The sequence below is a fragment of the Erythrobacter sp. HI0063 genome (assembly GCF_001635685.1).
GTDB lineage: Bacteria > Pseudomonadota > Alphaproteobacteria > Sphingomonadales > Sphingomonadaceae > Qipengyuania.
Window position 1 is genome coordinate 69,556 of the sequence record NZ_LWFF01000002.1, and the last position, 26,362, is coordinate 95,917.

General features: G+C 63.0%; 19 protein-coding genes. 13 read left to right on the forward strand and 6 right to left on the reverse strand.

What is annotated here, in order from left to right; all coding sequences use genetic code 11:
• Positions 1-6 precede the first annotated feature (6 nt).
• The 3 genes from A3736_RS16495 to A3736_RS00530 are packed head-to-tail and all read right to left on the reverse strand — an operon-like array spanning position 7 to position 2,605.
• Positions 7-147 carry a DUF2474 domain-containing protein gene (locus A3736_RS16495; RefSeq protein ID WP_082851220.1) on the reverse strand — a complete coding sequence of 47 codons (141 nt, stop codon included), beginning with the start codon at positions 145-147 and terminating at the stop codon, positions 7-9.
• Entirely contained in the window at positions 147-1,142 is a 996-nt protein-coding gene (gene cydB, locus A3736_RS00525; RefSeq protein WP_067677823.1) for a cytochrome d ubiquinol oxidase subunit II, read from the reverse strand. Before cydB ends, A3736_RS16495 begins: the two co-directional genes overlap by 1 nt.
• Before the next feature lie 2 nt (positions 1,143-1,144).
• Positions 1,145-2,605: a cytochrome ubiquinol oxidase subunit I gene (locus A3736_RS00530; RefSeq protein WP_067677826.1), complete on the reverse strand. Its 1,461-nt coding sequence runs from the start codon at positions 2,603-2,605 to the stop codon at positions 1,145-1,147.
• A 170-nt stretch (positions 2,606-2,775) separates the two neighbouring features.
• Here A3736_RS00530 and A3736_RS00535 point away from each other — a divergent pair, with 170 nt between their 5' ends.
• The 5 genes from A3736_RS00535 (at position 2,776) to A3736_RS00555 (ending at position 13,422) form a co-directional block, all read left to right on the forward strand.
• A complete protein-coding gene (locus A3736_RS00535) occupies positions 2,776-4,896 on the forward strand; it encodes an amino acid permease (protein ID WP_067677829.1) in 2,121 nt (706 codons plus the stop codon).
• 573 nt (positions 4,897-5,469) lie between these two features.
• Positions 5,470-9,960: a hypothetical protein gene (locus tag A3736_RS00540; protein WP_067677832.1), complete on the forward strand. Its 4,491-nt coding sequence runs from the start codon at positions 5,470-5,472 to the stop codon at positions 9,958-9,960.
• Positions 9,950-11,869 carry a hypothetical protein gene (locus tag A3736_RS00545; protein ID WP_067677835.1) on the forward strand — a complete coding sequence of 640 codons (1,920 nt, stop codon included), beginning with the start codon at positions 9,950-9,952 and terminating at the stop codon, positions 11,867-11,869. The genes A3736_RS00540 and A3736_RS00545 overlap by 11 nt, the downstream gene beginning before the upstream one ends.
• A gap of 66 nt (positions 11,870-11,935) precedes the next feature.
• Positions 11,936-12,325 carry a hypothetical protein gene (locus A3736_RS00550; RefSeq protein WP_067677838.1) on the forward strand — a complete coding sequence of 130 codons (390 nt, stop codon included), beginning with the start codon at positions 11,936-11,938 and terminating at the stop codon, positions 12,323-12,325.
• Between the two features lie 461 nt (positions 12,326-12,786).
• Entirely contained in the window at positions 12,787-13,422 is a 636-nt protein-coding gene (locus tag A3736_RS00555) for a DNA N-6-adenine-methyltransferase (RefSeq protein WP_082851221.1), read from the forward strand.
• Positions 13,423-13,465: 43 nt separating this feature from the next.
• Here A3736_RS00555 and A3736_RS16850 read toward each other — a convergent pair whose 3' ends face one another.
• Positions 13,466-14,089: a hypothetical protein gene (locus A3736_RS16850; RefSeq protein ID WP_156501888.1), complete on the reverse strand. Its 624-nt coding sequence runs from the start codon at positions 14,087-14,089 to the stop codon at positions 13,466-13,468.
• Positions 14,089-14,598, reverse strand: coding sequence for a hypothetical protein (locus A3736_RS00565; protein WP_156501889.1), 510 nt, complete (start codon positions 14,596-14,598; stop codon positions 14,089-14,091). The genes A3736_RS16850 and A3736_RS00565 overlap by 1 nt, the downstream gene beginning before the upstream one ends.
• 903 nt (positions 14,599-15,501) lie before the next feature.
• On the opposite strand from A3736_RS00565, the gene A3736_RS16855 reads away from it, so the two are divergent.
• From A3736_RS16855 to A3736_RS00600, 6 genes are read left to right on the forward strand one after another with little or no spacing between them, the layout of a single operon-like run.
• A complete protein-coding gene (locus A3736_RS16855; RefSeq protein ID WP_156501890.1) occupies positions 15,502-16,032 on the forward strand; it encodes a hypothetical protein in 531 nt (176 codons plus the stop codon).
• Between the two features lie 48 nt (positions 16,033-16,080).
• Entirely contained in the window at positions 16,081-17,280 is a 1,200-nt protein-coding gene (locus A3736_RS00580; protein ID WP_067677855.1) for a TolC family protein, read from the forward strand.
• Positions 17,280-17,471 carry a hypothetical protein gene (locus A3736_RS00585; protein ID WP_067677858.1) on the forward strand — a complete coding sequence of 64 codons (192 nt, stop codon included), beginning with the start codon at positions 17,280-17,282 and terminating at the stop codon, positions 17,469-17,471. The genes A3736_RS00580 and A3736_RS00585 overlap by 1 nt, the downstream gene beginning before the upstream one ends.
• 27 nt (positions 17,472-17,498) lie before the next feature.
• A complete protein-coding gene (locus A3736_RS00590; RefSeq protein WP_067677861.1) occupies positions 17,499-19,028 on the forward strand; it encodes an efflux RND transporter periplasmic adaptor subunit in 1,530 nt (509 codons plus the stop codon).
• Positions 19,029-19,039: 11 nt separating this feature from the next.
• The gene (locus tag A3736_RS00595; protein WP_233999128.1) at positions 19,040-22,210 is read left to right on the forward strand and encodes an efflux RND transporter permease subunit; all 3,171 of its coding nucleotides are present in this window, start codon (positions 19,040-19,042) and stop codon (positions 22,208-22,210) included.
• A 14-nt stretch (positions 22,211-22,224) separates the two neighbouring features.
• Positions 22,225-22,575, forward strand: coding sequence for a DUF3147 family protein (locus tag A3736_RS00600; protein WP_067677867.1), 351 nt, complete (start codon positions 22,225-22,227; stop codon positions 22,573-22,575).
• Positions 22,576-22,582: 7 nt separating this feature from the next.
• On the opposite strand, the gene chrA is transcribed toward A3736_RS00600, so the two are convergent.
• Positions 22,583-23,893 carry a chromate efflux transporter gene (gene chrA / locus A3736_RS00605; protein ID WP_067677902.1) on the reverse strand — a complete coding sequence of 437 codons (1,311 nt, stop codon included), beginning with the start codon at positions 23,891-23,893 and terminating at the stop codon, positions 22,583-22,585.
• Between the two features lie 502 nt (positions 23,894-24,395).
• Between chrA and A3736_RS00610 the strand changes: the two genes are divergently transcribed.
• The gene (locus tag A3736_RS00610) at positions 24,396-25,208 is read left to right on the forward strand and encodes a DUF2971 domain-containing protein (protein WP_197465420.1); all 813 of its coding nucleotides are present in this window, start codon (positions 24,396-24,398) and stop codon (positions 25,206-25,208) included.
• An 854-nt stretch (positions 25,209-26,062) separates the two neighbouring features.
• A partial coding sequence (locus A3736_RS00615; protein ID WP_369815398.1) for a transposase occupies positions 26,063-26,362 on the forward strand: 300 nt, incomplete at its 3' end.

A 26,362-nucleotide genomic window follows, 5' to 3' on the forward strand; every position in this document is an offset into this window, starting at 1 on the left:
ACGGAATCAGACCCCCAGCCACCAGCGGATCACCATCGCGACCGCGCCCAGCACGGCGACGCTGCCCGCCCAAATGGCAACCATCCAGGCGAGGCGTTGCCAGAGAGGTTTTTCCTCGCTCGGTTCCGCTTCGCTGCTTGAGCGCATTAGTGATACCCCTCATGCCCGACCTTGCCGCGGAACACGTAATAGGCCCAGGCGGTGTAGGCGATAATCAGCGGCATGGTGATGGCGACGCCGATCAGCATGAAAATCTGGCTGCGTTCGGGCGCGGCGGCGTCCCAGATCGTGACGTCCGGCGGAATGACATACGGCCAGATGGTGACGCCCAGCCCGGCCATGCCGAAAAAGAACAGCGCCAGGCTGAGCCAGAACGGCTTCGAATGCCGTTCCACCGACAGCGCGCGAAGCAGCGCCAGAGCGATCAATCCGGTCAGGATCGGGACCGGCGCGGCGTAATAGATTTCCGGCGCGCTCAACCAGCGTTCTGCATAGTCAGCATTGAGAAACACGTTGTAGAGGCTCACCGCCCCCATCAGCACGAAAGTCGCCCAGGCCGCGCGCTTGCCGAGTTTGCGGGCGTGATGCTGGCTCTCGCCGTCGAGCTTCCAGACCAACCAGGTCGCGCCCAAAAGCGCATAGCCCGCCACCGTGCCGAGCCCGGTCAGCAGCGTGTACGGCGTCAGCCAGTCCCACCAACTGCCCGCATAGGCGCGATCGACCACTTCGATCCCCTGCAACAGCGCGCCCAAAGTCATCCCCTGCGCCATCGCCGCGACAAGGCTGCCGCCGGTAAAGGCCACGTCCCACAATTTGCGATGCGACGGATCGCGCCAGCGATATTCGAAGGCGACACCGCGAAAGACGAGGCCCAGCAGCATGGCAATGATCAGCGGATAGGTTGCGGGCAGGATCACGGCATAGGCCAGCGGAAAGGCCGCAAACAGCCCGCCCCCGCCCAGCACCAGCCAGGTTTCGTTCCCGTCCCAGACAGGCGCGATCGAGTTCATCGCCCGGTCCCGCTCCGGCCCGACCTCGAATGTCGGGAACAGAATGCCGATGCCGAGATCGAAGCCGTCCATCACGACATAGGCGAAGACGGCGAAGGCGATGATGAACGCCCAGATGGTGGTGAGGTCCATGGTCATGGCCGCTCCTCCGGTTCCTGCTTGCTGCCGGACAGGTCCTTGGTGGTCCCGTCGGACGGGTCCTGCGTGAGACCGGGCGTGATACCGGCAGTACGGATCGGCCCCTTGTCACCGCGCTTGACCCCGTATTCGCCCGCATGGGGAGCTTTGCGCATCAGATGGAGGATGTACCAGACGCCCGCGCCGAAGACGAAGAAATAGACCACGACGAAAGCGACCAGCGAAGCGCCGACCGCCGGTGCAGCGAGCGGGCTGGCGGCATCTTCCGTGCGCAGCAGATTGTAGATCACGTAAGGCTGGCGGCCCACCTCGGTGGTTATCCAGCCGGCAAGGACCGCGACGAAACCGCTGGGCGCCATGACCAGCGCGGCGCGGTGCAGCCAGCTCCAATCGTAGAGCTTCCCCCGCCACCGCGCGAGCAGGCTCCACAGCCCCACCCCCAGCATGGCGAACCCCATGCCGATCATGATGCGGAAACTCCAGAACACGATGGCGACCGGCGGCTGCTCGTCGTCGGGAATGGTGTCGAGCCCGGCCAGCGGCGCGTCGAGATCGTGCTTCAGGATCAGGCTGGAAAGCTTCGGAATGCCGACCGCGTAATCGAGCCGCTGTTCCTCGTCGTTTGGAATTCCGAACAGATAGAGCGGCGCGCCATCGGGGTGGCTTTCGTAATGCCCCTCCATCGCCATGACCTTTTGCGGCTGATGCTCCAGCGTGTTGAGGCCGTGCATGTCGCCCGCCACGATCTGCACGGGCACGACGAGCGCGGCCATCCACATCGCCATGGAGAACATCTTTCTCGCATGCGCGTTCGTGCGGTCCTTGATGAGATGGAAGGCCCCCACCCCACCGACCACGAACGCCGTGGTGATGAAGGCGGCCAAGACGGTGTGAACGAGACGATAGGGGAAGCTGGGATTGAACACGATCGTCCACCAGCTCGGCCCCGGCAGGAACTGGCCGTTGGCGCCCATCTCGTAACCGACGGGCGTGTGCATCCAGCTATTGACGCTGAGAATCCAGAAGGCGGAAATCGTGGTGCCGACCGCCACCATCAGCGTGGCGGCGAAATGAAGCTTCTTGCCGACCCGCTCCATCCCGAACAGCATCACGCCCAGGAAGCCCGCTTCGAGGAAGAAGGCGGTCAGCACTTCATAGGCCATCAACGGCCCGATCACCGGCCCGGCCACGTCCGAAAACACCGACCAGTTGGTGCCGAACTGGTAACTCATCACGATGCCGCTCACGACGCCCATGGCGAAGGCGATTGCGAAGATCTTCAGCCAGTATTTGAACAGGTCGAGATAGAGCGGCTTGCCCGTCTTCAGCCATAATCCTTCGAGAACCGCGAGGTAGCTCGCCAGCCCGATCGAAAAGGCCGGGAAGATGAAATGGAAGCTCACCGTGAAGGCGAACTGTATGCGGGCGAGCAGCAGGGCGTCGAGACCATCAAACATCGTATCGCCTCCGATAGACCAGCGGCCCCCTCGCGGCCATCGCGTTGCGCGCAATATCCGTTGCGCCGGAGAGCGGTTCGATCATCAGCGAGCAGCGCAGAGGAGGAACGCTTCGCGCTCCCGGCCTTTATTCACAGCAACGGGTCACGCACATCTTCGGGGGGAACATCATGGCGGAAGCATCCGCGCCAGCGGGCAGCAAACCGAAACTCGCCAAAAGCCTAAAGCTTTTTGACGTCTATGCGGTGGCCACCGGCGCGATGTTCTCGTCCGGCCTCTTCCTCCTGCCCGGCATCGCCGCGGCGCAAACCGGCAATTCGGTCTGGCTGGCCTATCTCGTCGCGGGCCTGATGATCCTGCCCGCCATGTATTGCATGGCCGAACTATCTACCGCCATGCCGCGTTCGGGCGGCACCTATTTCTTCCTCGACCGCAGCATGGGGCCCCTGATGGGCACGGTCGGGGGCCTGGGATCGTGGGTTGCAGTGGTGTTCAAGAGCGCCTTCGCCCTCGTCGGCATGGGCGCGTATCTCGCGCTCTATATCGATCTTCCGATCACCGTTACCGCCATCGCGCTGACCATCGCCTTCGGACTGTTGAACATGTTCGGCGCGAAGGAGACCACGCTGTTGCAGCGCATCCTGGTAGGCACGCTGGTCGTAATCCTCACCGCCTTCTGCATCTTCGGCCTCGCGCGGACGGGCATTGCCGACGCCTTCGCGCCCGAGCCCGGCTATGGCAGCTTCTTCCGCGACGGGTTCGGCGGATTTTTCGCCACAATCGGGCTGGTATTCGTATCGTATGCGGGCCTGACGAAAGTCGCCAGCGTGGCCGAAGAGATCGAGAACCCCGATCGCAACATCCCGCTCGGCATGACGCTGTCGCTCGCCACGGCGACGGCGATCTACACCTTTGGGACGCTCGTCATCGTCACGGTCATGCCCCCGGAAGAATTGTTCGGAAGCCTGACCCCGGTGGCCGATGCCGGCTCGCGGTTTCTCGGCTGGCTGCCCTACGATCTGGGCGTCACGCTGATCGTGGTGTCCGCCGTCGCCGCCTTCGCCTCGACCGGAAATGCGGGCATCATGTCCGCCTCGCGCTACCCCTATGCGATGGCGAAGGACAAACTTCTGCCCGCCCGCCTCGCGCGTCTGGGCAAGAGCGGCACGCCGATCCTGGCGATCGCCATCACCGTCCTCGTCATGATCGCGGTCCTGATCGTCTTCGACGTCGAATCGGTCGCCAAGCTCGCCAGCGCCTTCCAGCTCCTGCTGTTCGGCCTCGTCTGCCTGGCCGTGATCGTCATGCGCGAAAGCCGGATCGACAGCTACAGGCCGGGTTTTCGCACCCCACTCTATCCCTGGGTTCCGATCGCGGGTGTGCTGCTCGCCTTCTGGCTGATCCTCGAAATGGGCGCGGTGGCGATCCTGTTCACGATCGCCCTGTCCGTGGTGTGCGGGCTGTATTACCAGTTCTACGCCTCCAAGCGCGTGAAGCGGCGCGGTGCGATCTTCCACATGCATCGCCATCTCGGCCACAATACGTTCGAAGGCATCGAGCACGAGCTGACCGCGATCGTTCACGAGCGCACCCAGCCCCAGAACCTGAGCTACGAAAGCGTGGTGGCGCGCAGCGCGCTGATGGACCGCACGCGCGGCACTTACGATCGCAAGGCACTGATCGAGGAGATGGTCAGCGTCGGTCAGGACCGTTTCGGCATGAGCGAGGAGGCGATCCGCAACGTCTTCGAAGGCGAACGGATGGACGTGCACGCCATCCGGCCCAACATGTATCTCGCCTACAAGACCGTCCCCGATATCGAGGAATCGCAGCTCTTCATCTTCCGCTTCGGCAGCCGCGCCAGCGTCGACATCCTGGGCGCGCGCAACGTCCACACGCTGATGTATCTGATCCTGCCCGAAGAGCCCGCCGGGCTCGATCTCAGGATCGTCGGCCACCTCGCCGAAGTGGCGCAAAGCGACCGGTTCGAGGAACGCTGGCTGGCGGCGAAGGACGAGAACGAACTGGCCGAAGTGCTCGTTCGCGACGATCATTTCGTGCGCGAGCGTGCGGAAAAGATCCCGGCCCTGGCTTCGCAACTCGAAGTCCCGCTACGCGAGGTCGATCTGCCCGGCTCCTGCCTCGTCATGATGATCGAGCGCGCCGGACAGCTGATGATCGCCAAGCCGCGCCTTGAGCTGAAGGCAGACGATCTCGTCTCGATCCTGGGCGAACCCGAAGATCTCAGCCTGCTTTACGATCCGACCTACCTGGACCGATCGGAAGATTGATGGCGGAGAGGGTGGGAGGCACTTTCAAACTATAATATGCTGGAATTATAGCATTATTCTGGATAACTAAGCGGGTATTACCCCCTATGATACCCCCAATCGGTTTTGGGCTCATAACGGTTTTTTGCCGGTCACCTATTTTATTAGGCCACCTTGGCTTCGAACGCGAAGCGGGCTGATGCCACCCAGATATAGGCCGCACATTAGGTTTGTGCCAAAGTGCGTCGAAAAGAATGGTGGCGTCGGATCTGATAGATCGACAGCCTTCGAGAGCGGCAACTGGGCCGCTTGCGGTCGGACCGCTATTGGGGGCCAAGCTTTGAAAAGCAGACATTCCCCGCTACTCGTGACTAAATGTCAGGTATCCGGAAATGAATTCACATTTGCGTCAAACGACGCCGCACCCATTTTTCAACATTGCAAAGCTAATCCGCGCACGCTGTCATCACCAACCCAGTCAGCCATCAACCCTATTTCAAGCACCAGCGAGCCGCGCTAGCCTCAGCATATGAAGATGGTAGAGAATGCAGCGGCACTCGCCGGCGGCGCGACGGTCCAAAACGGCGAACGCGCATGAGCCGGGCGGGAGCAGCGGCAAAGAAATCGCGGCGGCAGGCCGGAGGCGCGGCGGCCGGGGGCGGCCTCAATTTCCAAGCCGCGGTCACCGCAATAGCTCTCATATACATGCTGCGCGCGCAGCCGATCCGCTGGCTCGAAAATCTCGCGCACGATCTCCTCGTCGGCGTCGAGGCCGAGACGGGAACCGGCGGAGACGACATCCGGCTGGTGGTGGCCGGAGGCGAGACGATCGAAGTCCAGGTCAAGAAGGGACTGCGCGCCACTGACGAGCTCTGGACGGCCCTGATTGCGATGGCCGAAGCGATCGATAAGGGCTCCGGGGTATTTGGCCTCCTCGCCGTCTGTCCCGACAGCAGTCGAACGATCCGGAGTGGCCTCCAGCAAGACCTAGTTGCGATCGGTGAGAGGCGCACAGACGGGCTGTCGCCATTGGGTAATCAGTGGTTGCAGCGCCTGGCTGATGCGAACCTCGACCCCCCCGCAATCTGCGCGCGCCTTCGCATACGGACGCTTTCAGCGTTGCAAACGGACCGCGGCGACGTGCAGGCGGCCCGCGCCGAACTGAATTTCATCTGCGCGAAAGAGTGCGTCGATGCAGCGTGGAAGACGCTCTACGGCGAGGCAGGACTGCTCATCGAGCGCCGCGGGCGGCACAACCGGGAGAGCGCGGCCGCAGTCCTGAAGGCGGTTCCGATCGCGCTGATCGGTGAGCTGGCGCCGGCTCCCGACCCGCGCGCGGGAGACGTCGATCCGCTCGCCGATCTCCTCGCAGGTCACGTGCCGCCCGCTCCCGCCCCCGCCGGAGATCTCTCCGACCTCGCGAGGAGCTTGCTCGGCGAGGCGGCGGAAGCCGAGGCCGAGCATATCCGCAAAGGCCGCTTCTTTGTCGGATTCGACAGCATCGAAGCGGCGCGGCGACTCGCGGGGCAACTTTCCGAGGGGGCCTATTCCGTCTGCCCTTCGCAGGTCAGGGCGCGTCTTCTCGCGCGCTGCGCGCGCGCGCTCGTGCTCAAAGGCGACGCTGCCGAGGTCGATCGGCTGATCGCAGCCAGCCGCGCGCTCGCACCCACCGAAGAAGCGACGATCGCGAGTGCCTTCCTCGCCGCCAATGCGGACTGGAAGGCCGGCCTGCTGAGACTGGCGTCCGTCGATACGGCGCTGGCTCGCTCGGCCGCGCTCCAGATCGTCTACAATGCGAACGGCCTCGACGCCGCGCTCGACTGGATCGAACAGGCGGGGCTTGGCATCGCCGATCTCGACAGCGACGGCGCCTTCCTTCTCCTCTCGTGCCGTCTCGAAAAACAGGATTGGGACGCGGCTTATGCCGACGCGTGCGTCCTGACCGCGGACAATTTCGATCGCACGCCGATGCTCTACCATGTCGCCGCGCTCGCGCGGATGACACACAGCGTCGTCGCCGACATGCGCCGGTTCGCGGTGAACGGCGTTCCGCTCGACGCACGTCATTTCCCGCTCATCGATACACCTGCGGCGCTCGAGGACCGGCGCGAGGCGGCGCGCCTGTTTCGCGCCGGCGTGGCGACCGCGCGGCACTTCGCTGGCCAGAGGGCAGCTCGCTTCAATGCCACCCATGCCCTCTGGCTCGAGCTGCGCGATCCGGCGGACAGCGAGGCCGCCCGAGCCAGGTTGGCCGCGATCTTCGCGTCGGGCGACGACATCATCGCCTATATTCCCCTCGCGCTCGCCTGGGGCGTCCCAATCGATCGCGACGCCGTTGATCGCGACCTTGCGCGTCGCATGGCGTTTGAGCCCGATGGCAACAGCGATATTGCCATCGCGCGGCTAGCAATGGCGACTTCGATCCCCGACGCAAAGGCCGCGATCGCCTATTTCGAGGCGCACGCCGCAATGATGGGCGAGCATCTCGCACGTCCCGGACTGCTCGACATCGAAATCCGCCTACTGGTCAATGCCGATCGATTCGCACGGGCGCGCGAACGACTGGCCGCCGATGGCGGCCTGCTAAATTCAACGGAGCGAGAGGGCCTCGAACGCATGCTCGACCGGGGGGCAGGCGGTCTCGAGACTCGCGATTTCGAGGAGGCCTATGCACGTTCGCCCGACACCGCCCACTTGAAACGCCTCGTTGCGCACCTCGCCGAGCAGGATTTTTCGGACAGGCTCGCCGAGCTCGGACGCGAGCTCGTCCGGCGGACACACAACCTCCGCGAAGCCGAGATGATGGCAGGGCTGCTCATCAGCAATGAGTGCCACGACGTTGTGGCGGGGTTGCTCGCCGACATCCCCGACCTCATCGACGGCTCGCCGGTGCTTCGCAGCGCGCTCGCGTGGAACTGCATGCGCGAAGGCGATCTCAAGGGCGCTGAAACGCTCGTCGATGCGCTGTTGGCCGAGCGAGACGAACGTGACGACCGCAGCCTTCAATCCAACATTCTGATCCTTTCGGGGCGATGGGTCGAACTTGCACACTTCGTCGAGGCGCAATGGGCAGCACGTGAGAAGCGCGAAGCCGACGAACTCATTCAGGCGGCCCAGCTGGCGCACCAGATCGGATCGCCGCGCACGGCCGATCTGATGCAGTTCGCGGCGACGAAGGGCGCGGCGGACCCGCGCATCCTGCTCACCGCCTATACGCTCGCGACACAGATGGGTCGCGAGGATGAAACGCACGCCTTTGCGTGGTTCGAACAGGCGGCGGCCCTGTCCAACAACGACGGTCCCGTCCAGCGTATATCGCTTGCCGAGCTCGTCGAACGGGCGCCGGCGTGGAACGAGCAGGTCGACCGGGTGTCCGACATATGGCGCCGCGGCGACGCTCCGCTGCCGGTTGTAGCCGACGCACTGCGGCAGACTAGCCTCGAACTACTGCTCACTCCGATCATCGCCAATCCCGAGTGTAGCGATCCGCGGCAGCGTGTCATCGTATCGGCCTTCAGCGGGGTTCGCGAGGACCGGCCAGCGATCGGCGACGGCGCGATCGGCCTTGACGGCAGCGCGCTTGTCACGCTCGCGAAGCTCGGACGGCTGGAAGCCATTCTCACGCATCCCCGTGGAGTCGTCCTTCCGCACGCGACGCTGAGCTGGCTGCTTCTCGAGCGTCAGGAACTGCCCTTTCACCAGCCGAGCCGCATTGCAGCGGCGCATGAGCTGACGCGGTTGATGGCGAACGACAAGCTCCACCTGTTTTCACCGCAAGGCGCCGTGGACGCCGGGCTGGGCGACCTCGTCGGCCGCTCGCTCGCCGCGATGCTGGTCGACGCGGCGGCGACCGGCGAGGTCGACCGGCCCCGCTATGTGATCCGCTCGGCGAAGGTAACCCGCGCCGGCTCCTTCCTCGACGAGACTGTTGATCTCTCGGCACACGCCCCCGCGCTGCGCAGTTGCCAGGCGCTCGTCGACGCGCTCGTCCTGCGCGGGGTGGTCACCGAGGGCGAAGAGGAGGCGGCCCGCCGCTATCTCGAACGCGCTGAGGAGCGCTGGCCGGGCGAGCAGCCGATCGCCCAAGGCGCCGATCTCTATCTCGACGACCTGTCGGTCGCGTATCTCCGCGCGACGGGAATGCTCGGCAAGATTGCCGCGGCCGGCTTTCGGCCCTTCGTTTCGGAGCAGGAACTGGCAACCGCCAAGGCCCTGCTCGAGGCCGAACGTCGCGGCGGCGAAATGGAAGCGATTGTCGAAAATCTTCGCCAGCTTCTAGCGGAGGCGATCGCTGCCGGAACGGCAAGTCTCGACCGCTGGCTCTCGGAGGATGGCGCGAAGGCCCACCCTAATCTCGCCATTCTCCAGCTTGCGCCGAAGGCCGCCGTGGTCGTGAGCGACGACCGCCATATGAACCAATATCCGCATATCGAGCATGGCGGCGGCGAGACGCCGATCTGGACGAGCCTCGATCTGCTCGCCGCGCTCGAGGAAGAGGGTAGGCTAGCGCGCGAGGAGCTATGGGCCGACCTGACTGCGCTGCGGCAATATGGCTATGCACTGATGCCGAGCGACGAAGCTGAGATCGCTCATTATCTGTCGAAGAGCCCCGTTATTGAAGGAAAGCTAGTAGAGAATGCCGCACTGAAGGCCTTTCGCGAGAATTTGCGTCTTGCCCAGCAGCGCGGATTGCTCGTTTTGTCGAAGGAGAATCCGTGGTTCGCCAGGCTGCTCGGCGACCTCGCCCGATCGATCCAGGCGCAGTGGACCGACGAGATCGTTGACGAGGTAGCGCGGGCGCGATCGCACTGGCTGCTTGCCTGCGCCGATATGCGCAATTGGGCCGGATGTCTCGAAGGTGACCAGAGCAATATCGCGCGTTACGGCGCAGCGATCACCTATGCTCGGCTGCTGATGAACCGGGTCGAACCTCGGACCGACGCGGCGCTGGCGCGGATGGATGCCTGGCTCGAGGAGCTGATGACCGATCTTCACGTCGAGCAGCCTGACATCCATGACTGGCTCGTCGAGCATGTCCGCCTCGCGATCGCTGCCCATGCGAAGGGGGCGGTTGATGACGATTGAGACCGACGAGCGCACGACCGGTATTGCGATGCTCCTGCTCTATGCGCCGTTTTTTCAGCAGAAACTCATCGACGACAGGGCCTTTCGCGAATCGCTTGCGCTCGACGTCAATCAGACAATCGGGATCGATCATGGGGCGGTGGACTTCGATCGCGAGAAGTTCGACGCCGCGACCGCTGCGCTCTATGCCTCTGGCGGACAAGCGACGAACATCTCCGACACGAGGCACAGGAAATGGCGGCTTTCACTCGAGACGGTGGAAGACGGAACGGCCATCCACCTCACCCACGGAAAAACCGAATATCGCCTCAAGGGCGCTCCGATGCTCATGCCCGGCGCCGCCGACCGCAACGCCGCTTTCACGCGGATGTTGAACGAAGCGGGCTTACCGCCCGACCAACTCGTCGCGTGGCGGGGCCTCATCGGCGAACGGATACTCACGTCTTACGAGATCGAGGAGCTGGAAACCCAGCTCGACAAGTCCCCGGTCGCGGCGGCCCGGCGCATTCGGACGGAAGTGGCGGGTGCCAAAGGGCATATCGCCACGATCGCCCCACCTTTTCGCTCTCATTATGAAGCTTTTGCGGGTGCCAGACCCGTGGCCGATGTCGTCGCATATCGCGAAAAACTCCTGCCCGGGATCGTCGGCGACTGGCTGCGCTGGGACGAAGCCGAGGGCGCGAAGATGGCCTTGCTCACCGCCAGCCACGGCAGCTTCACTGCAGCGAGCCCTCTTGTGGACCTGCCCCCTGATCGCCTGGTCGCGTTGGCCGAATGGGCCTGCGAGAGCGCCGATTTGATATCAAAGATCGGCATGGTCGAGCTCGGCCTCGCGGCGCTACCGAGCGCGTCAGGTCTCGTCGCGCCACTCACCAAGATTGTCGAAGAGCTGCGCGACCTAGATCCCGACACCGCAGGCGCCCGCGCCCAGCTGTTGATGGCGGCCTATGTGATCGTAGAGGGCGAACTCGCTCGGACGAAGATCCTTGCCGACCTCCCGCCATTCCAGCGCCGGATTGCCGCGCTTGCGCAGGCGTCGTTGTTCGAGCGCATTGCGTTTGGACAGGTCGATGCCGATCATTTTGGGCACTGGGCACTCGATGTCCGGGGCCGCAACTTCCTGTTGCAGTCACTGATCGACCTCAGGCGTGAGCCGCGCTGGGCCCCCGATGGCGCTTCACCCGACCGCCTCGATGCAGACTTCATGGGCCGTATCCGCAATGCCGCCTCAACCCACGCCGCGAATATCGGGGACCCCGCCCTTCATGAGCTGCTACTCGGAACCGGACCCGGCAGCATTTCGGGACGCCTCCATTTTCCCACCAGCTTCCTGCCAGGTCCGATCGAAGGCGCCACCGACCCCGCTGCCGACCCGCCACAGGAGTTCGTCGACATCCTCGACCGCACGCTCGGCGGCGAAGATCTGACCGCGCACAGCGTGATCGCGCTGATCAATGTGAGCTCGCTGTTTCGCGTCGAGAATGAGCGTATCGACCGCGCGATCGAGCTGATCAGGGCCGCAAGCTTCCACTTCTCGGGCGAGATGGCGGTCGAGCAGCGCAACATCCTGCTCGACGGGCTCGCGAAGGTCGCCGCCAACTCGCGGCGGCCCGACCTCGCGAAAGATATCCGGACAATGATGCGGCGGCTGCGTCTCGACGGCGATGCCGCGCTCCCGGCGTCGAAGGAGTTCATGACCTGCCTGATCGCAGCGGCCGCGCATGCCGAACTGGACGAGTGGGCGCGCTTCACCGGCGATTGCGCGGTCGAACTCGCGTTCGCTGTCGACGATCCCGATGAGGCTAGATTCCTCCATAGCGATATGACCTATCTATGCGCCTACGAGCCGTCGTTGCGCAGCACGATGGGCCGCGCGCTCGCGGCGCTCGAAGCCTTCCTGGGGTATTGAGGCGCGCGCCCTGATCGGATCACACAGACGTTGAAGTTCCTGCGTCGCGCTGACAGATGGGGCTACATGGCAAGCCGCATCATCGACTGGCGATTCATCCCGAATGGCAAAGGCTGGGATGTTGAGGATGACGAAATCATTTGGCTCGACGTCGCGGCGTTCGATCGTGCTTGGCAGCGCAGCGACCAATATATCGTCCCGGGTGGCGCCAACGGACAGGACGAGCGCTACCCGCGGATCGGCAAGTGGTTCGCGGCCTATGACCATTGCGACATGGCCTTCGTCAGCCTCGACGATGACATCCCGATCTTCACCAATGGCCGGCATCGCTATTCCTGGCTCCGCGACCATGGAGTCACCGCAATGCCCTTTCAGGTATCGCCGGGGGCATCGGCCAACTTTGGGCGCCTGTTCCCGACGCATGATCGCAGTTCCATCCTGCGCGATTCCCCCTAGGAAGAGCGGGACCTCGCGACCGAGAACCGGGCGGAGACGGTGAGCCATACCCTCCGCGCGCCGTGGACTACATCCGTTGAGGAGGATGTCTCCTTTCAGACCAATCTGAGCGTCCCCGCAACGGCCAACATGAGGGCGCGAAGCCGACCTTAAACGCCTTCATTGCGTCAGAAATCCGCATGTCTAAATCCCTAGAATGTGGACGTCGGAGGCATCATATTCTGATCGAGGACATACGCGCTTGCCGCTATCCAAAAGGCTGGCTGCAGAGATCCCTTGTGTCGCGCGCTGGGGTCAGTTCCCAAGCGATCTATCGTCTCGAGCGCGGCATTGGATCCGCTAAGACCCTGGAGGCCGCAGTTAAAGCCCTCAATTACAGGCTGAAAGGAGTTGCGCCGGGCCGAACGCTTACCGAGCAATTGCGCAATCGGCGGGTGAAGCAGACTGTCACTATATCGTGATTGGCAAAACACACCGGGCTTTCACCCAAAACCATCTCGGCAGTGGAGAACGGAAGGGGCTCCATCGCGAGTGTCGTCCGCATTCTGGAAGTTTTGGCGCCGAACGCAAAACGACGTGCTCCTGAAAGAGCATATTGGGGCCAGGGCGACAAAGATGACTGCGATCGCCGCTTCACGCCAGAAGAGTTCACGGAGCCGGTTTATGCAGCCTTCGGCGGCGTCGACTTGGATCCGTGCGGACACCCATCCAGTCCGGTAGTCGCAACTCGCAGGTTCATCCTCGGCAACGGTGACGACTGGCTTCGAGACGCTTGGTTCGGCGGGTTCGTTTACGTCAACCCGCCCTTCTTCGCGCAGCTACGCTGGTTACGTCTAGCGCATGAGCAATGGTGTATGGGAAACGCTTGCACCATAGCGTGTCTAGTGCCCGCTAGAACGGATTCGGTCTGGTTCCACGAGACTTTTCGTGCCGATGCCGATGTTTATTTCCTGCAAGGGCGGGTCCGGTTTATCGACCTGCGTGGAGGGTCTCAAGTTACCCCTTTTTCGTTGATGCTAGTCGTTTTCGGCGCTGCGGCGGAACAAAATGTAGCATACGCCGAAGCGGTTGCCGGGATCTGGATGGCTCGAAAGTAAGCAAGGGGGCGCCCATGTCATGAGCGCCCTCTTTAAACGTCGATCAACTCCCAGTTTCGGTGAATTCGGCCCATCGCTCAACGAGAACACGAGCGCCGTCGTTATAAAGTAGCTCATTGTCCAAACCTCCATAACGAAGACCCGCCTTCGCAGTCCTGCGAGGACAGATCAGCAGATGAAGATGCGGTTGGTTCGGTGATGATATCCGTCCAGGCGCATGCTGTATCAGCAGTGTGGCGAGCCCCCTCTCATCGGCAAGGATCCTCGCGAATGCGCGTCCTTCTTCCCAAGCATGATGCATACGGTCCACGTCTGGGGTCGGGATCGTCAAATAGACAAGGATTGCGGGATTGACCTGCATTTCGTCGCACCCTTCGAGAAACGGAAGGGACGTAGCGAACTGATCTTCTGCACCTTCCGGCAAAATCACGTCCACCCTCTCCGCCGTGATGGCATCGGGTTCAGTTGGCGGTGGTTGGATGGGTTGCAATTTTCGCCTTCCAAATTCGACAGCGGAATTGGTTCGATCTTTGAATGTCGAACGTAGCACTCCGAACGTAAGAGTGTTCTCACTGAGCAGATAGAGCCAGCTTTCAGGATGGTTCGGATCAGTGGCGGCACGCGTCTTAGATTTCGCTTTTGACTTTGGTTTGGACGGTTTGGCCATCAGATCTGCCCCCGCGACAGGCGAATGATCCTCGCTGCGGCCCGGCAAGCGCCGTCGGCGCGTTCATCATCGCAAAAGGGCTGGCGCATACGCAATTCCAGGCCGCTGCTTCCGAGCTTCATGGCAGGCCCCCGGGACTTTTCAGCGCAAAGCCACAGGTCGCCATTTTCGCGCTCCATGAAATGCAGCGCGCGAAAAGTCAGCAGTTCAGCAGGAGTCCGCACCGCAACATCGACTGTGACAGGATTGTCCATTTCTGGAGACAATCCTGCCCGAATAAGGATCGTATCGCTGGCAAGATCGATCGCCGCTTTGGAAAAATCCTTGAAGACGGGATTGTCTGCCGGTGTCACACCGATCACCAGCTTGCAATCGCCGAATGCGATCGAACTTGGTGGCAGATGAGGCGATCGGACAGTTCGTATCGGTCCTGCCCAAGCCATGGCTACGAGGGGCAGAGCCAGCAGACGCAGGGCCGGGTTGTATTCCTTATTTTCGTTGTATTTCATCGAGACTTCCTTTTGCAGACGCTGGATCGGCCGATCCAGCGGAAGCATCGATCTTGATTTTCATCCTACCGATTTGCTTCGTCTCTCCTTCAGTTCTTGAACCTCATGAATGGTCGCCTCGACCTGCGTGGAAGGACCCTGCAAGCCCCGCAAAATTTCAGGCGAAGGGAGGGCGATTTGCCTCTCCCCACTCTACGAAGTTCTTCTCGTCGCGCTCGTAGAGCTGACCTTCCGGCGTGTGGGCCTTGTCCACACAAAGGACCTGAGGCGCGAAGTAGCCGAACCAGTGGACAAACGGTCTGCTCGAAAGGTTTGCAATCAGGGTGGGTTCCGGCCGATCGACAAAACTAGTTCGAACTGAAGCCAGAGGCCACGTCCACAGCATGTAAAAATGGGGTTCCCCATTTTTACGGTATTGCGCCTACTAAAATTACATGGACAAAACGCCCGTTTTGCCGGTTGTTTGTCCTGACCGAATGGGAAGGTGCAAGAATTTTGTCCACAAGGTCGCGGTCACGCCACGCGACATGATCATGTGGACATTTGTCGAACAACTTGTCTGGCGAAGACAGGGCCAGAATGTTCGAAGGGGGCTTTGAGCAAAGCCCCGTCTGTCTGGGCTTCGTCCACACCGTTTCGGGGCGATTTGGACTATCGAACCATACGTGTTTGCGATGGTCGAAGGCATTTAAAGTGCAAGCCTTTGAAGGTCCTCAACGCGCAGATAAGCGGACCGGATACTTGGCTTTCGCTCGCGTGCCTATTCGCCATTTTCGCGCTGCGTCGCGATGCTTCCTCCCGATGTATAATTCAATGGAGCTGACCACAATGGAGGCCGCGTCATGCCTTCCATCTTGCCGGTCTTCTCGGCTTGTTCAGACATTCGGCGCCGAGGAGAATTCATTGAGCATCCCCTCGATGCAAGCGTTCTCGGCTGTGCTTCATGTGTCCGCTTTGCGCCCCATTGCGGTCAATCCCGGATTGCAGTTGAGACGTCAAAAGCGGACGACCCGCGCACCGAGGGAAATCATCGACATTGCGTTACGCGCTCCTGCCGGTTATCGCGGCATCGTGTTTCGGATTCTCACCCTCGTCCTACTCGTAAGCGCGCTTATCGTGCCGCGTGCTGCGTGGGGTGCCCATTTGAGCGGGCATGAGGATCTTAGTTCGATCGGCGCAGTGCATTCACACCACCACGATCACGCTCACGAACAATCGGCGAGCGGCGAAGGTGCGGTGGAGCAGGATGATGCGCCGGGTGATCTGACGCACGATCACAAGCCAGCTTTTGCCGTCGGCGGAGACATACCGCTGCCGGAGATGTCTGCGGTCGACGCCGTGATTGGTGCAGCTTCCGCAAAAGGCCTGACGCAACTTCATCTCAGGGTGCTTTCACGCCCGGATTCCCTATTGCGACCACCCCGCGCGATCTGACGTTCCTGCCGGGCGGCTGCCCGGCTGTCAGTTCACGCGGAGGAATCCATGCCCAAAATGCGGATGCGCGATGCATCCATTTCCATTGCAATCGCGTTGTGCGCCATGCCCGTTGCGGCGCGTGCGCAGGACGTTGTCGACGAAGATGCGGCGATCAAGCGTGCGCTCGCTCGCGAAGGAATTTCCGCTCGCGATGATGCGGCGCGGGCGGCTTCTGCGGCTGAGATTGACGTTATCGGCCCGCGCGACAATCCGAGTGTCGAGCTGTCGCGCGAGGGCGCTGGCGGCGAGAGCGAATACCAGCTCGGGATCGTCCAGCCCATCGATCTGAACGGGCGCCGCGGATCGCTCCGGGACGCTGCACGCGCTGATGGTCTCGCGACGGAAGCCGAGATTGCACGACGTCGTCAGGTGCTCGTGGCCGAAGTGCGCCAAGCCTATGTGCAATGCGCCGCCGCGAGCGCGCAGTTCGACGTCTGGCAGCGCTACAGCGATGAACTGGCCGAGGCAGAACGGGTCTCGACCGCGCGCGCCGAGGCAGGCGATACCGCCGTCTACGATGTGCGCCGGGTGCGGGTCGAACGGCGGGCTGCCGAGGCGCAGCTTGCGCGGGCACGGGGCGATATTGCCGCCGATTGCGCTGCGCTGGCATCGCTCACTGGAATTGCCGATCCACAGGTCGAACTCGAGGCCATAACGCGCCTTACAAGCGCTGCGCAGCCGGGTGAGCGCGCCGACCTTCTTGCTGACGAGCGCCGGATCGAGGCGGCGCAATACCGTGTTCGCGCTGCCAACCAGGCACGACTGCCACAGCTTGCCGTCGGCGTTGGCGTGCTGCGCCGGGACGATGGGATCGACACCGCCTACGGCCCCGTCGTTTCGGCCGGTGTCACCGTCCCCTTGTGGAACTCGGGCTCCGCTGCCGTGCGGCGTGAAGAGGCCCGTGCCGCCGCGCTGGAATCCGAGCTTCTCATCGCCCGCCGCCGGGTCGAGGCAGAGCAGAATGCCGCTGCCGCACGGCTCTCTGCCGCCCGCGAAGCAGCCGTCACCGCCGCTGGCGCGCGCGAGGATGCCGGACGCCTCGGAACCATTGCCGAAACCGCCTACCAGGCGGGAGAGATCGGCGTCGTGGAACTCCTCGACGCCTATGAAGCCGCGCGCGAGGCCGACCTCTCGGTAATCGCGCTCGCAACCGATGCGGCCCTCGCGGCCGTCGAATACGACCTAGCCATTGGAAGGACTTACTGATGAAGAAAACGATGATGCTTGCCGCCATTCCGGCGATGTTTGCCCTGGCCGCGTGCGGCGAGACAGCGAACGAGGACACCGCCGAAACCGAAACGGCGGTGATCGATGACGACAACGATGCGCCGGAACCGGTGGCCGAACCCGTCGCCGAGGAAGAGCCGCACGACGAATCCGTGCCGCACGACCATTGATAATCTGACCTTTCGAGTATCCTGACAATGACCCGATCCCGCCTGCTCGCAGCTTGCCTTGCTGCCCTCCTGCCCCTGTCGCTGGCCGCTTGCGGCAGCGGTGCCGACGCGCCCGCCGAAGAGGCGCATGGGCACGGAGGCGGCGGGATCGTGGTCACCGATTTCACAGAGACGACCGAGCTGTTCGTCGAATACAGGCCGCTGGTCATGGGCAAGAACCGCCGGTTCGACGCGCACCTGACCTGGCTCGACAGCTATGACCCGGTCACAGACGGCACCCTGACCGCCGAACTGACCTGGCCCGATGGTTCGACCGACACGGCGGAAGCCGGGCCGAGCGATGTCGAAGGGATATTCCGCCCGCTGCTGACCGCTTCCAAGAGCGGCACGGCACGGCTGCGACTTGTGCTCGACAACCCGCGCGGTGTGTCCTCGCACGATCTTGGCGAAGTGACTATCTACGCCATCAGCGAAGAAGGGGCAGAAGCGGCCCCACCCGAAACCGAGATCGAAGGTGCGATCGCCTTCACCAAGGAAGTGCAGTGGCGCATTCCCTTCATGACCGCGCCCGCCACGATGGAAGAGCTTGCCGAAACCGTGCCGGTAACGGTCGACGTTCAGATGCAGCCGCAGGCCGAGGCCATCGTTTCGGCGCCGGTCGACGGCATCGTGCGCGCGCCGCGGGTCTATTCCTCGGGCAGCAATGTTCGCCGAGGGCAGACGCTGGCGAGCATTTCCTCGACGCTCGGCGGCGGCGAGGATGTCGCCACGCTCGAGCTGGCAATCAACGAGGCGTCCATCGCCCGCGACGCAGCGGCACGCGAAGTTGAACGGATGAACAGCCTGGTCGAAGCCGAAGCGGTTCCGGCACGGCGTCTGGACGAGGCACGGACCGACCTGCGGCTTGCCGAAGCGCAGCTGCGTTCGGCGCGGCAACGGCGCAATGCCGTGGCCGGTGGCGGAGCCGGTGTGCCCGTCGTCGCGCCGATTTCCGGCGAGATCCTCGAAAGCTCGCTGGTGCAGGGCAAGGGTGTGCAAGGCGGCGAACAGCTCATGCGTATCGGCAATCCCGCTGCGCTGTGGCTGGTCGCTCGCGTTCCCGAGAGCCTCGCCGCGCAGGTTGGCAGTCCGCAGGGCATCGACCTGAACCTGGCGGGCGAAACCATTTCCCTAGGCCGCGGCGACGTCTCGCTGGTGCAACGTGGTGCGGCTATCGATCCCGCCACCCGCACCCTGCCAGTCATCTTCGCCTGGAACAGCCGCGCGGTTCGCCCCGGCCAGCGGTTGCAGGGTAGCTTGCGCACCGGAACCGCGACCGAGCGGCTGACAATTCCGGCAGGCGCAATCCTGAACGAAGGCGGGCAGGACGTCGTCTACGTGATGCTGGGCGGTGAGACATTCCAGCGCCGCGCGGTGACAGTGCTGTCCCGCAGCGGTGATCGCGTGGCGGTGGAGGGCCAGATCGAGGCCGGCGAACGCGTGGTATCGCAGGGTGCCTCGGCTGTGCGTGCAGCGGCGGCAACGCCCGGCGCGTTCGGCCACGGCCATGCGCACTGAGGGGCCGGACAATGCTTGAACGCCCCGGAATGCTTGAAACTCTGGTCCGCTGGAGCCTCGAAAACCGCATCGCGGTCTATGCCATCGCGCTGCTATTGACGGCGTTCGGGGGATGGACCGCCATGCGCACGCCGGTAGACGTGCTGCCCGACCTTACCGCGCCGACTGTCACCGTAGTGGTCGATGCTGGCGGATATACGCCGACCGAGGTCGAGCAGCGCATCACCATCCCGCTGGAAACCGCCTTGAACGGCGCGCCGGGCTTGCGACGTATCCGCTCGAACAGCGCGACCGGTCTTGCGGTCGTGACGATGGAATACGACTGGTCGACCGAGCCCGAGCAGGCGCGCCGCGTGACGGCAGAACGGCTCCAGACCGCCACCGACGAACTCCCCGATGATGTGCCGCCGCCGCACATGACGCCCGCCAGCTCGGTAATGGGCGAGATCATGTTCGTCGCCATGCGGTCCGACACGGCGAGCCCGATGGAGCTGAAATCCACCGCCGACTGGATCGTGCGACGGCGCGTGATGTCGGTGCCCGGCATTGCCGAGGTGATGACTATCGGCGGGGACGAGCGGCAGGTGCAGCTGCTGGTCGATCCGGCACGGCTGTCGGCGCGCGGCATTGGCCTCAATCAGGTGGTCGAGGCGATGAGCAGCGCCAGCGCCAACCAGAGCGCGGGCGTCGTCGTCGAGAACGGCCAGGAACTGCTGATCGAGGGCGTGGGTCGTGCCGCCAGTGCGGAAGAGTTTGGCAACGTCGTGGTCGGCGAAGCGGGCGGTCTGCCGGTGCTCGCACGCGAAGTGGGTGAGATCCGCATCGGCGAAGGTCTGAAACGCGGCACCGGGGCATTTAATGGCGAACCTGCCGTGATCCTCGCGATCCAGAAGCAACCCGGCGCCAACACGCTTGAACTCACCGACCGGCTCGACACCGTATTCGCCGAGATCCAGCGCACCCTTCCTGAAGGCATGGTGCTGGAGACGCAGGTATTCCGCCAGGCCGATTTCATCCAGCGCTCGGTCGACAACGTCACCACCGCGCTGATCGAGGGACTGGTCCTCGTCGCGATCATTGTCTTCATCTTCCTCGTCAGTTGGCGCGCAACTGCCGTGGCGCTGGCGGCGATCCCCGTTTCGGTGGTGAGCGCGATTATCGTCATCAATTCAGGTGGCGGCACGATCAACACGATGACGCTGGGCGGGCTCGCCATCGCGCTTGGCATGCTGGTCGATGATGCGATCATCGTGGTCGAGAACGTCGTCCGGAGATTGCGACTGGAGCGCGAGAAGCCTGAGGGAGAACGGGAGAGTGACATCAAGGTCGTCGCCGCTGCCACCAGCGAGGTGCAGGGTGCGATCATCTTTGCGACGCTGATCATCCTGCTCGTCTTCCTGCCGATCTTCGGTCTGACGGGCATTGAGGGGCGCCTGCTGCAGCCGCTCGCGCTGGCCTATGGCGTATCGCTGCTGGCCAGCCTCGCCGTGGCGCTCACGTTGACCCCGGCGCTCAGCTACGATCTGCTCAGCCGGAAGCCCGAGGACGTCGGCAACGAACCGAAATGGGTCATCCGCATGAAGGCATGGTATGACGGCGTCCTGTCGCGCTGGCTGGACCGCTGGAAAGTGCTCGCCCTCGCCTCGCTGGTGTTGGTCGTTGCGGCCGGCATCGGCATTGCGCTGGCGGGCAGGTCCTTCCTGCCCGAATTCAACGAAGGCTCGCTGACGGTCAACGTGACCACGCTTCCCGGCACCAGCCTGGAGGATAGCGACCGCGCGGCGAGCGAGGTCGAGGCCGCGCTGCTTTCGCAGCCTGAAGTGCTGACCACAGCGCGTCGCACTGGCCGCGCTCCGGGTGATCCGCACGCGCAGGAAGTTTTCGCTTCCGAAATCGAGGCGACCTTGGCCGAGGACGGTCGAGACCGGGAAGAGCTTGTCTCTGCCCTTCGTGGCGCCGTAGGTGCCGTGCCCGGCGTTCAAGCGATCTTCGGTCAGCCTATCGGACATCGGATCGACCACATCCTGTCAGGCGCGCGCGCCAATATCGCGATCAAGGTCTTCGCACCCGATAGCGACACGTTGCAGACCATCACGACGCAGGTAGAAAGCGCCGTCTCGACCATTCCCGGCGCGGTCGATGTGCAGAAGGACACGCAGAGCCGCGTGCCCTACCTCCGCGTGCGCCTGCGCCGTGCGGATCTCGCCAATTACGGCCTCGCGGTGGAGGATGTGACAGGCGCGATCCAGGCCGCAATCGCCGGGGCCGAAGTGGGCCAGCTGGTCGAGCGGCCCGTCATCACCGATGTCGTGGTGCGCTACGACCCAGCGCAATACAACGATGCCGGGCAGATGGAGAACATGCTCCTTGCCGCTCCCGACGGCCAATTGCTGCCGCTTGCCGCCGTCGCGGACGTGGTGCGCGACCAGGGGCCGAACGCTATCACGCGCGAAAGCGTCGAGCGAATGCAGCTGGTGATGGCGAACGTCTCCGGCCGCGACCTGGGGGCCGTCGTCGCCGATGTCGAAACCGCGCTCGAAGGCATCGACCTTCCGCAAGGATCGCACATCGAGCTTGGCGGGCAGTTCGAAAGCGCGGCCAGCGCAACGCGCACCCTCTTGGCGCTGGGCCTGATCGTGCTGGTGGGTATGTTCCTGCTGCTGCGCCAGGCGTTCCGCTCATCCAACGATGCGGCGCTGGTGATGATCAACCTGCCCCTCGCGCTGGTTGGCGGCGTGGTTGGCCTCTGGCTGACCGGCGGCGTCCTGTCGGTGGCGACGATCGTCGGCTTCATCACGCTGTTCGGCATCGCCACGCGCAACGGGGTGATGATGGTGACGCATATCAAGCACCTTCAGGCAGTCGAGGGGGTCAGCGATCTGGCAGAGGCCGTGCGGCGCGGGGCGGAGGAACGGCTCGTGCCGATCCTGATGACCGCCATCTCCGCCGGGCTGGCGCTCGTCCCGCTCGCCATCGCGATGGGCGAGCCGGGCAGCGAGATACAGGCGCCCATGGCTATCGTGATCCTGTGCGGGCTGACCAGTTCGACGGTGCTCAACATGCTCGTGCTGCCCGCCATCTACCTCAAGGTGACGCGGGATGGCTGGGGCGTTGGCCAATTGCGCGACCGTATGCGGCGTATGGATGACAGCACGGCTGCCGAGCCAGAACCGGCAAGGTGATAGGAGAAAGCGCGATGGGATATTTCCTGCTCAAGGCGGCATTGTCCGGCATCATCATCGCCATCGTCAGCGAGGTCGCCCGGCGCGCTCCGGGCTTGGGCGCCCTGATCGCTTCGCTGCCGCTCATCTCGGTCTTGGGGATGATCTGGTTGTGGCGCGATACTGAAGATACCGCGCGCATGGCCGAGCACGCCTTCGCTACCTTCTGGTTCGTCCTACCGAGCCTGCCGATGTTCCTCGCGATCCCGGTGATGCTGGGCCGCGGCGTGACGTTCTGGCCAGCACTCGCGATCGGTTGCGCGATGACGGTGCTGCTCTACCTCGCAATGGTCTGGGCGCTGGGGCAATTTGGTGTGCGACTCTGATATCCGATCACAGGGCCGAAAGGATCAGCCCGCCGACGGCGCTGATGACCAGCACCCGCACGACCGACCACTTTGCGAGAAAGACCAGAGCGCAGGCAAGCACTGTCAGCAGCGCTGCCCGCCAGTCGAGCGTTGCCCAATCCGGCACGTAGAGCCGCACGGGCCCAAGCCGCGCTTCTCCTACTGCGGAGAAAATCACGTGTAAGGCGAACCATGCGGCAAGGTTCGCGATAACGCCCACGACCGCCGCGGTTATAGCCGCCAACCCGCCCTTGATGCGCACGGCATTGCCCAATCGGTCGATCCACGGGGCGAAGGCGAATATCCACAAGAAGCAAGGCGCAAAGGTCACCCAGGTCGTCAGCCCGGCTCCCAACAGTCCTGCGACAAACGGCGTGAAAGGCTCCGGCGCGCGATAGGCGGCGAGATACCCAACGAACTGCGTCACCATGATCAGCGGCCCCGGCGTCGTCTCGGCAAGGCCTAGCCCATCTGCCATCTCGCCGGGCTGCAACCAGCCGAATCCCTGCACAGCCTCCTGCGCCATATAGGCTAGGACCGCATAGGCACCGCCGAAGGTGACTACGGCCAGCTGTGAGAAGAACGTCCCGATGTCCCACAGGACGTGGTCCGGCCCCAGCGTGGCCAAGACGAAAACCATCGGCGCTGCCCAGATAAGCGCCCAGATGGAGATAGATTGCACCGATGCCCGCCACGGTCGCGGTCCCAGAGCGATTGTGGAAGGTGGGGCCGAAACGCCTAGCCATTGCGGACTGATGCGGGCGATTGCCAGGCCGAGGATGCCAGCGCCGAGGATGACCAAGGGAAAAGGCAGGTCGAACAGGAATAGCGCAGCAAAGGCCGCTATTGCGAGCGACTGCTTGAACCGTGTGTTGAGAGCGCGCCCAGCAATCCGGATCAGGGCTTGCAGCACAATTGCCAGAACCGCCGCCTTAACCCCAAGAAAGAGCGCCTCGAACCAGTCGAGGTTGGCAGCGACCGCATAAAGCATGCTGAGGGCAAGTATGATGACGGCACCGGGTATGACAAACAGCAGCCCCGCCGCCAGCCCGCCCCGCCAACCTTGTAGGCGCCAGCCGACCCAGGTTGCGAGTTGCTGCGCCTCCGGCCCCGGCAGGAGGTGGCAGAAATTGAGCGCATGCAGGTAATCGTCTTCACTCACCCACCCACGTTCTTCAACGAGTTCGCGGTGCATCAGAGCGATCTGCCCCGCTGGCCCGCCGAAGCTGAGCAATCCGATACGCCAGAAGGTGGAAAGCAGCTGCGAAAAAGTTGGCACTACGGACGGTCGAGACATGCTTACCTCACAACTGTTGGTCCGCATCAGGTGCGGAGCCATGAGGCAACACTTGGACCGGCAGGGTCTAAGCGGGAGGATGCTAGGTCCCGCAAATGCTTGCTTACATTAGAGGTGGGCTCTGGGGAAGCACTGCTGTGCGCGAGATGTTCCCTGCGCCATCCCGTATGAGCGGCGGAACAGCCGAGTTCGCCGTCCTAATGGGGACTGTCCGCATGCGGCCCAGTTCGAGTAATCCCCGACGCCAACCGCCTCGGCTAATTTTCAGCATTGATCCGCTTCGTGAACGGCGTAATCGTCGATCTCCTTCACCTCTCTCGGTGCCGATTAGATAACAACCTGGACTTGCCTCATTTGCGCCGCTTACTGCGAGGCAGCGCGACGTCCTACACCGAGGGCTTAGACGAAGGATCCGGACGAATGGCTGATAGCGAAGGGGACTATGTGGAGGAGGAGGTCGCGGGGCTCCCCCCCCCACTTCTATGAGCCGCGGGAAGGCGAGTTGCTCTACCACTACACGAACATTGCGGGTGCGCGCGGTATCCTCTCTGGTAACGCCCTCTGGTTGTCGGACTTTGCCTGCATGAACGATCCGGACGAATATACCTACGCCCGGGATTGCTTTCTCGAAGTCTACTGGGACCGTCCGGTCTTCGTCGATATGGTGCCACGACTTTTGGCCACGTCCGCGCTGCTTGGGCTTGAGAACAACACCAAGATGTTTATCGGCTGCCTATCCCCGACTGATGACGACCCCGGCCAATGGGAGCGCTACGGGGACGGCGGAACTGGCTGCGCTATTGGAATCGACGCCCGCTTCCTCGTGGATTGGGCGGGGGTGAACGTCCGACGCGTCGTCTATGATCGTGCCGAACTGGACCGCTTCGTCGGAGCGGGACTGTTCATGCTTCAAGAGAAGCATGAACTGGAGCCCGACGATCGGGAAGCGCTTCTCGAGCTGGCGCAATTCTTCGTCAGCGACCTTTTTGCGTTTAAACGACCTCAGCATCGGTTCGAACGGGAGGTCAGGATCTCCCGGCTCCTTATCCGGAATGCGGGCGTGGCGAGCGGACTTAGTGATCACGGCGGCAACTGTCCTGAAGGGCACGTAGATGCCCTACCAGTGGGCGTCAGGGAAGGCCTCCGCGGCCCGACGCCCTACGTGGCGCTACCGCTGTCGCGAGGCGATCGAAAGGGTATTCGCTCTTTGACACTCGGGCCGTCTTTCCCCGGCAACCATCCAGCAGACTACGATGAATTAGTCGCTTCCTGCCCGCCAAGCATCGAAATTCGGCGCGCTGAACCCCGTTCATAGCGGACCGACAGCTACGTGCCTCTGTGCTCCGAAAGAAGACAGTGCGCTTGCAGCCTACTTCAAGACGGTCTGTGGTGCGCCGTAGCCGACACGCGCGTTCTCCGGTCAGAGCGTTAGTCGAGCTGCCCAGAAAACTTGACAACGCGGGGTAGATGCCTCGCCAATCTATTCGCGGGGTCCGTCCATCCCGAAACTTCCGAGCCTCTATGACATCAGCGGCCCAGATGGGTCCTTTGGAGGGGGGGCTGACTGACAGGTCCTCCTTGAGCTTCGATGAGCCGGCGCGGCATCTGCCACGGCAACGCGATAGGAGAAACCTTTCTCTCGTCGCTTAAGCGAAAGCGCATTCGATGCCGAACCCAACAATCCCATGAGGAAGCCTGACGGGACGCGTTCGATGGCATTGCGATGCTCTAAACCGCGGCGCGCAAGCAAGTCAGACGGGATGCTGGCACCCGCATAATTCGAACGGCAACAGATCTCGAAAGCAAAAATTATCTAGAAAACTAGGGGCTATTCGGTGCTAGATAATTCGATGGCACCTACGGACCCAACGAATACACCCGACCGGCCTAACGCGTATGAGATGCGAAAAAAGGCTGTAGACTTCGCAGCAGCCCAACTCGTTTTCGACCGAAATTTTGCACTTGATGCGTTCTCATCCGGTTACTCCGCTGGCCGAGGAAAGGCTCTGCCTAAGAACCTCCCCGCGGCAATCGTTGATCGGATTGATAGAGATGGCCATGCTAGGTTTCGTGGACAAAGCTTGACTGTGGACTCGGACCTTGATTCAAGGCTGGCTTTTGGAGGCAGCCTTGGGCGAGCGGATTGGCGTTACGGACGAAGAGTGGGAAGTGATCGGGCCGCTGCTGCCACCTGAGCGGGGTCGTGGCTGCCGTCCGGCGCAGGACAACCGCCCCTATTTCGAAGGCATGATGTGGATCGCGCGGACCGGAGCGCAGTGGCGTCACCTGCCGGATGAGTATGGCAAGTGGAACAGCGTTTTCCGGCGCTATCGACGATGGGTTACGACCGGCGTGTTCGNTGCCATGCTGGAGACGCTGGCGGAACTGGCGGGGCGCGACACAGCCGCCGACATGATCGATAGCACCGTGGTCCGGGCACATCATTGTGCCGTCGGCATAAAAAGGGGA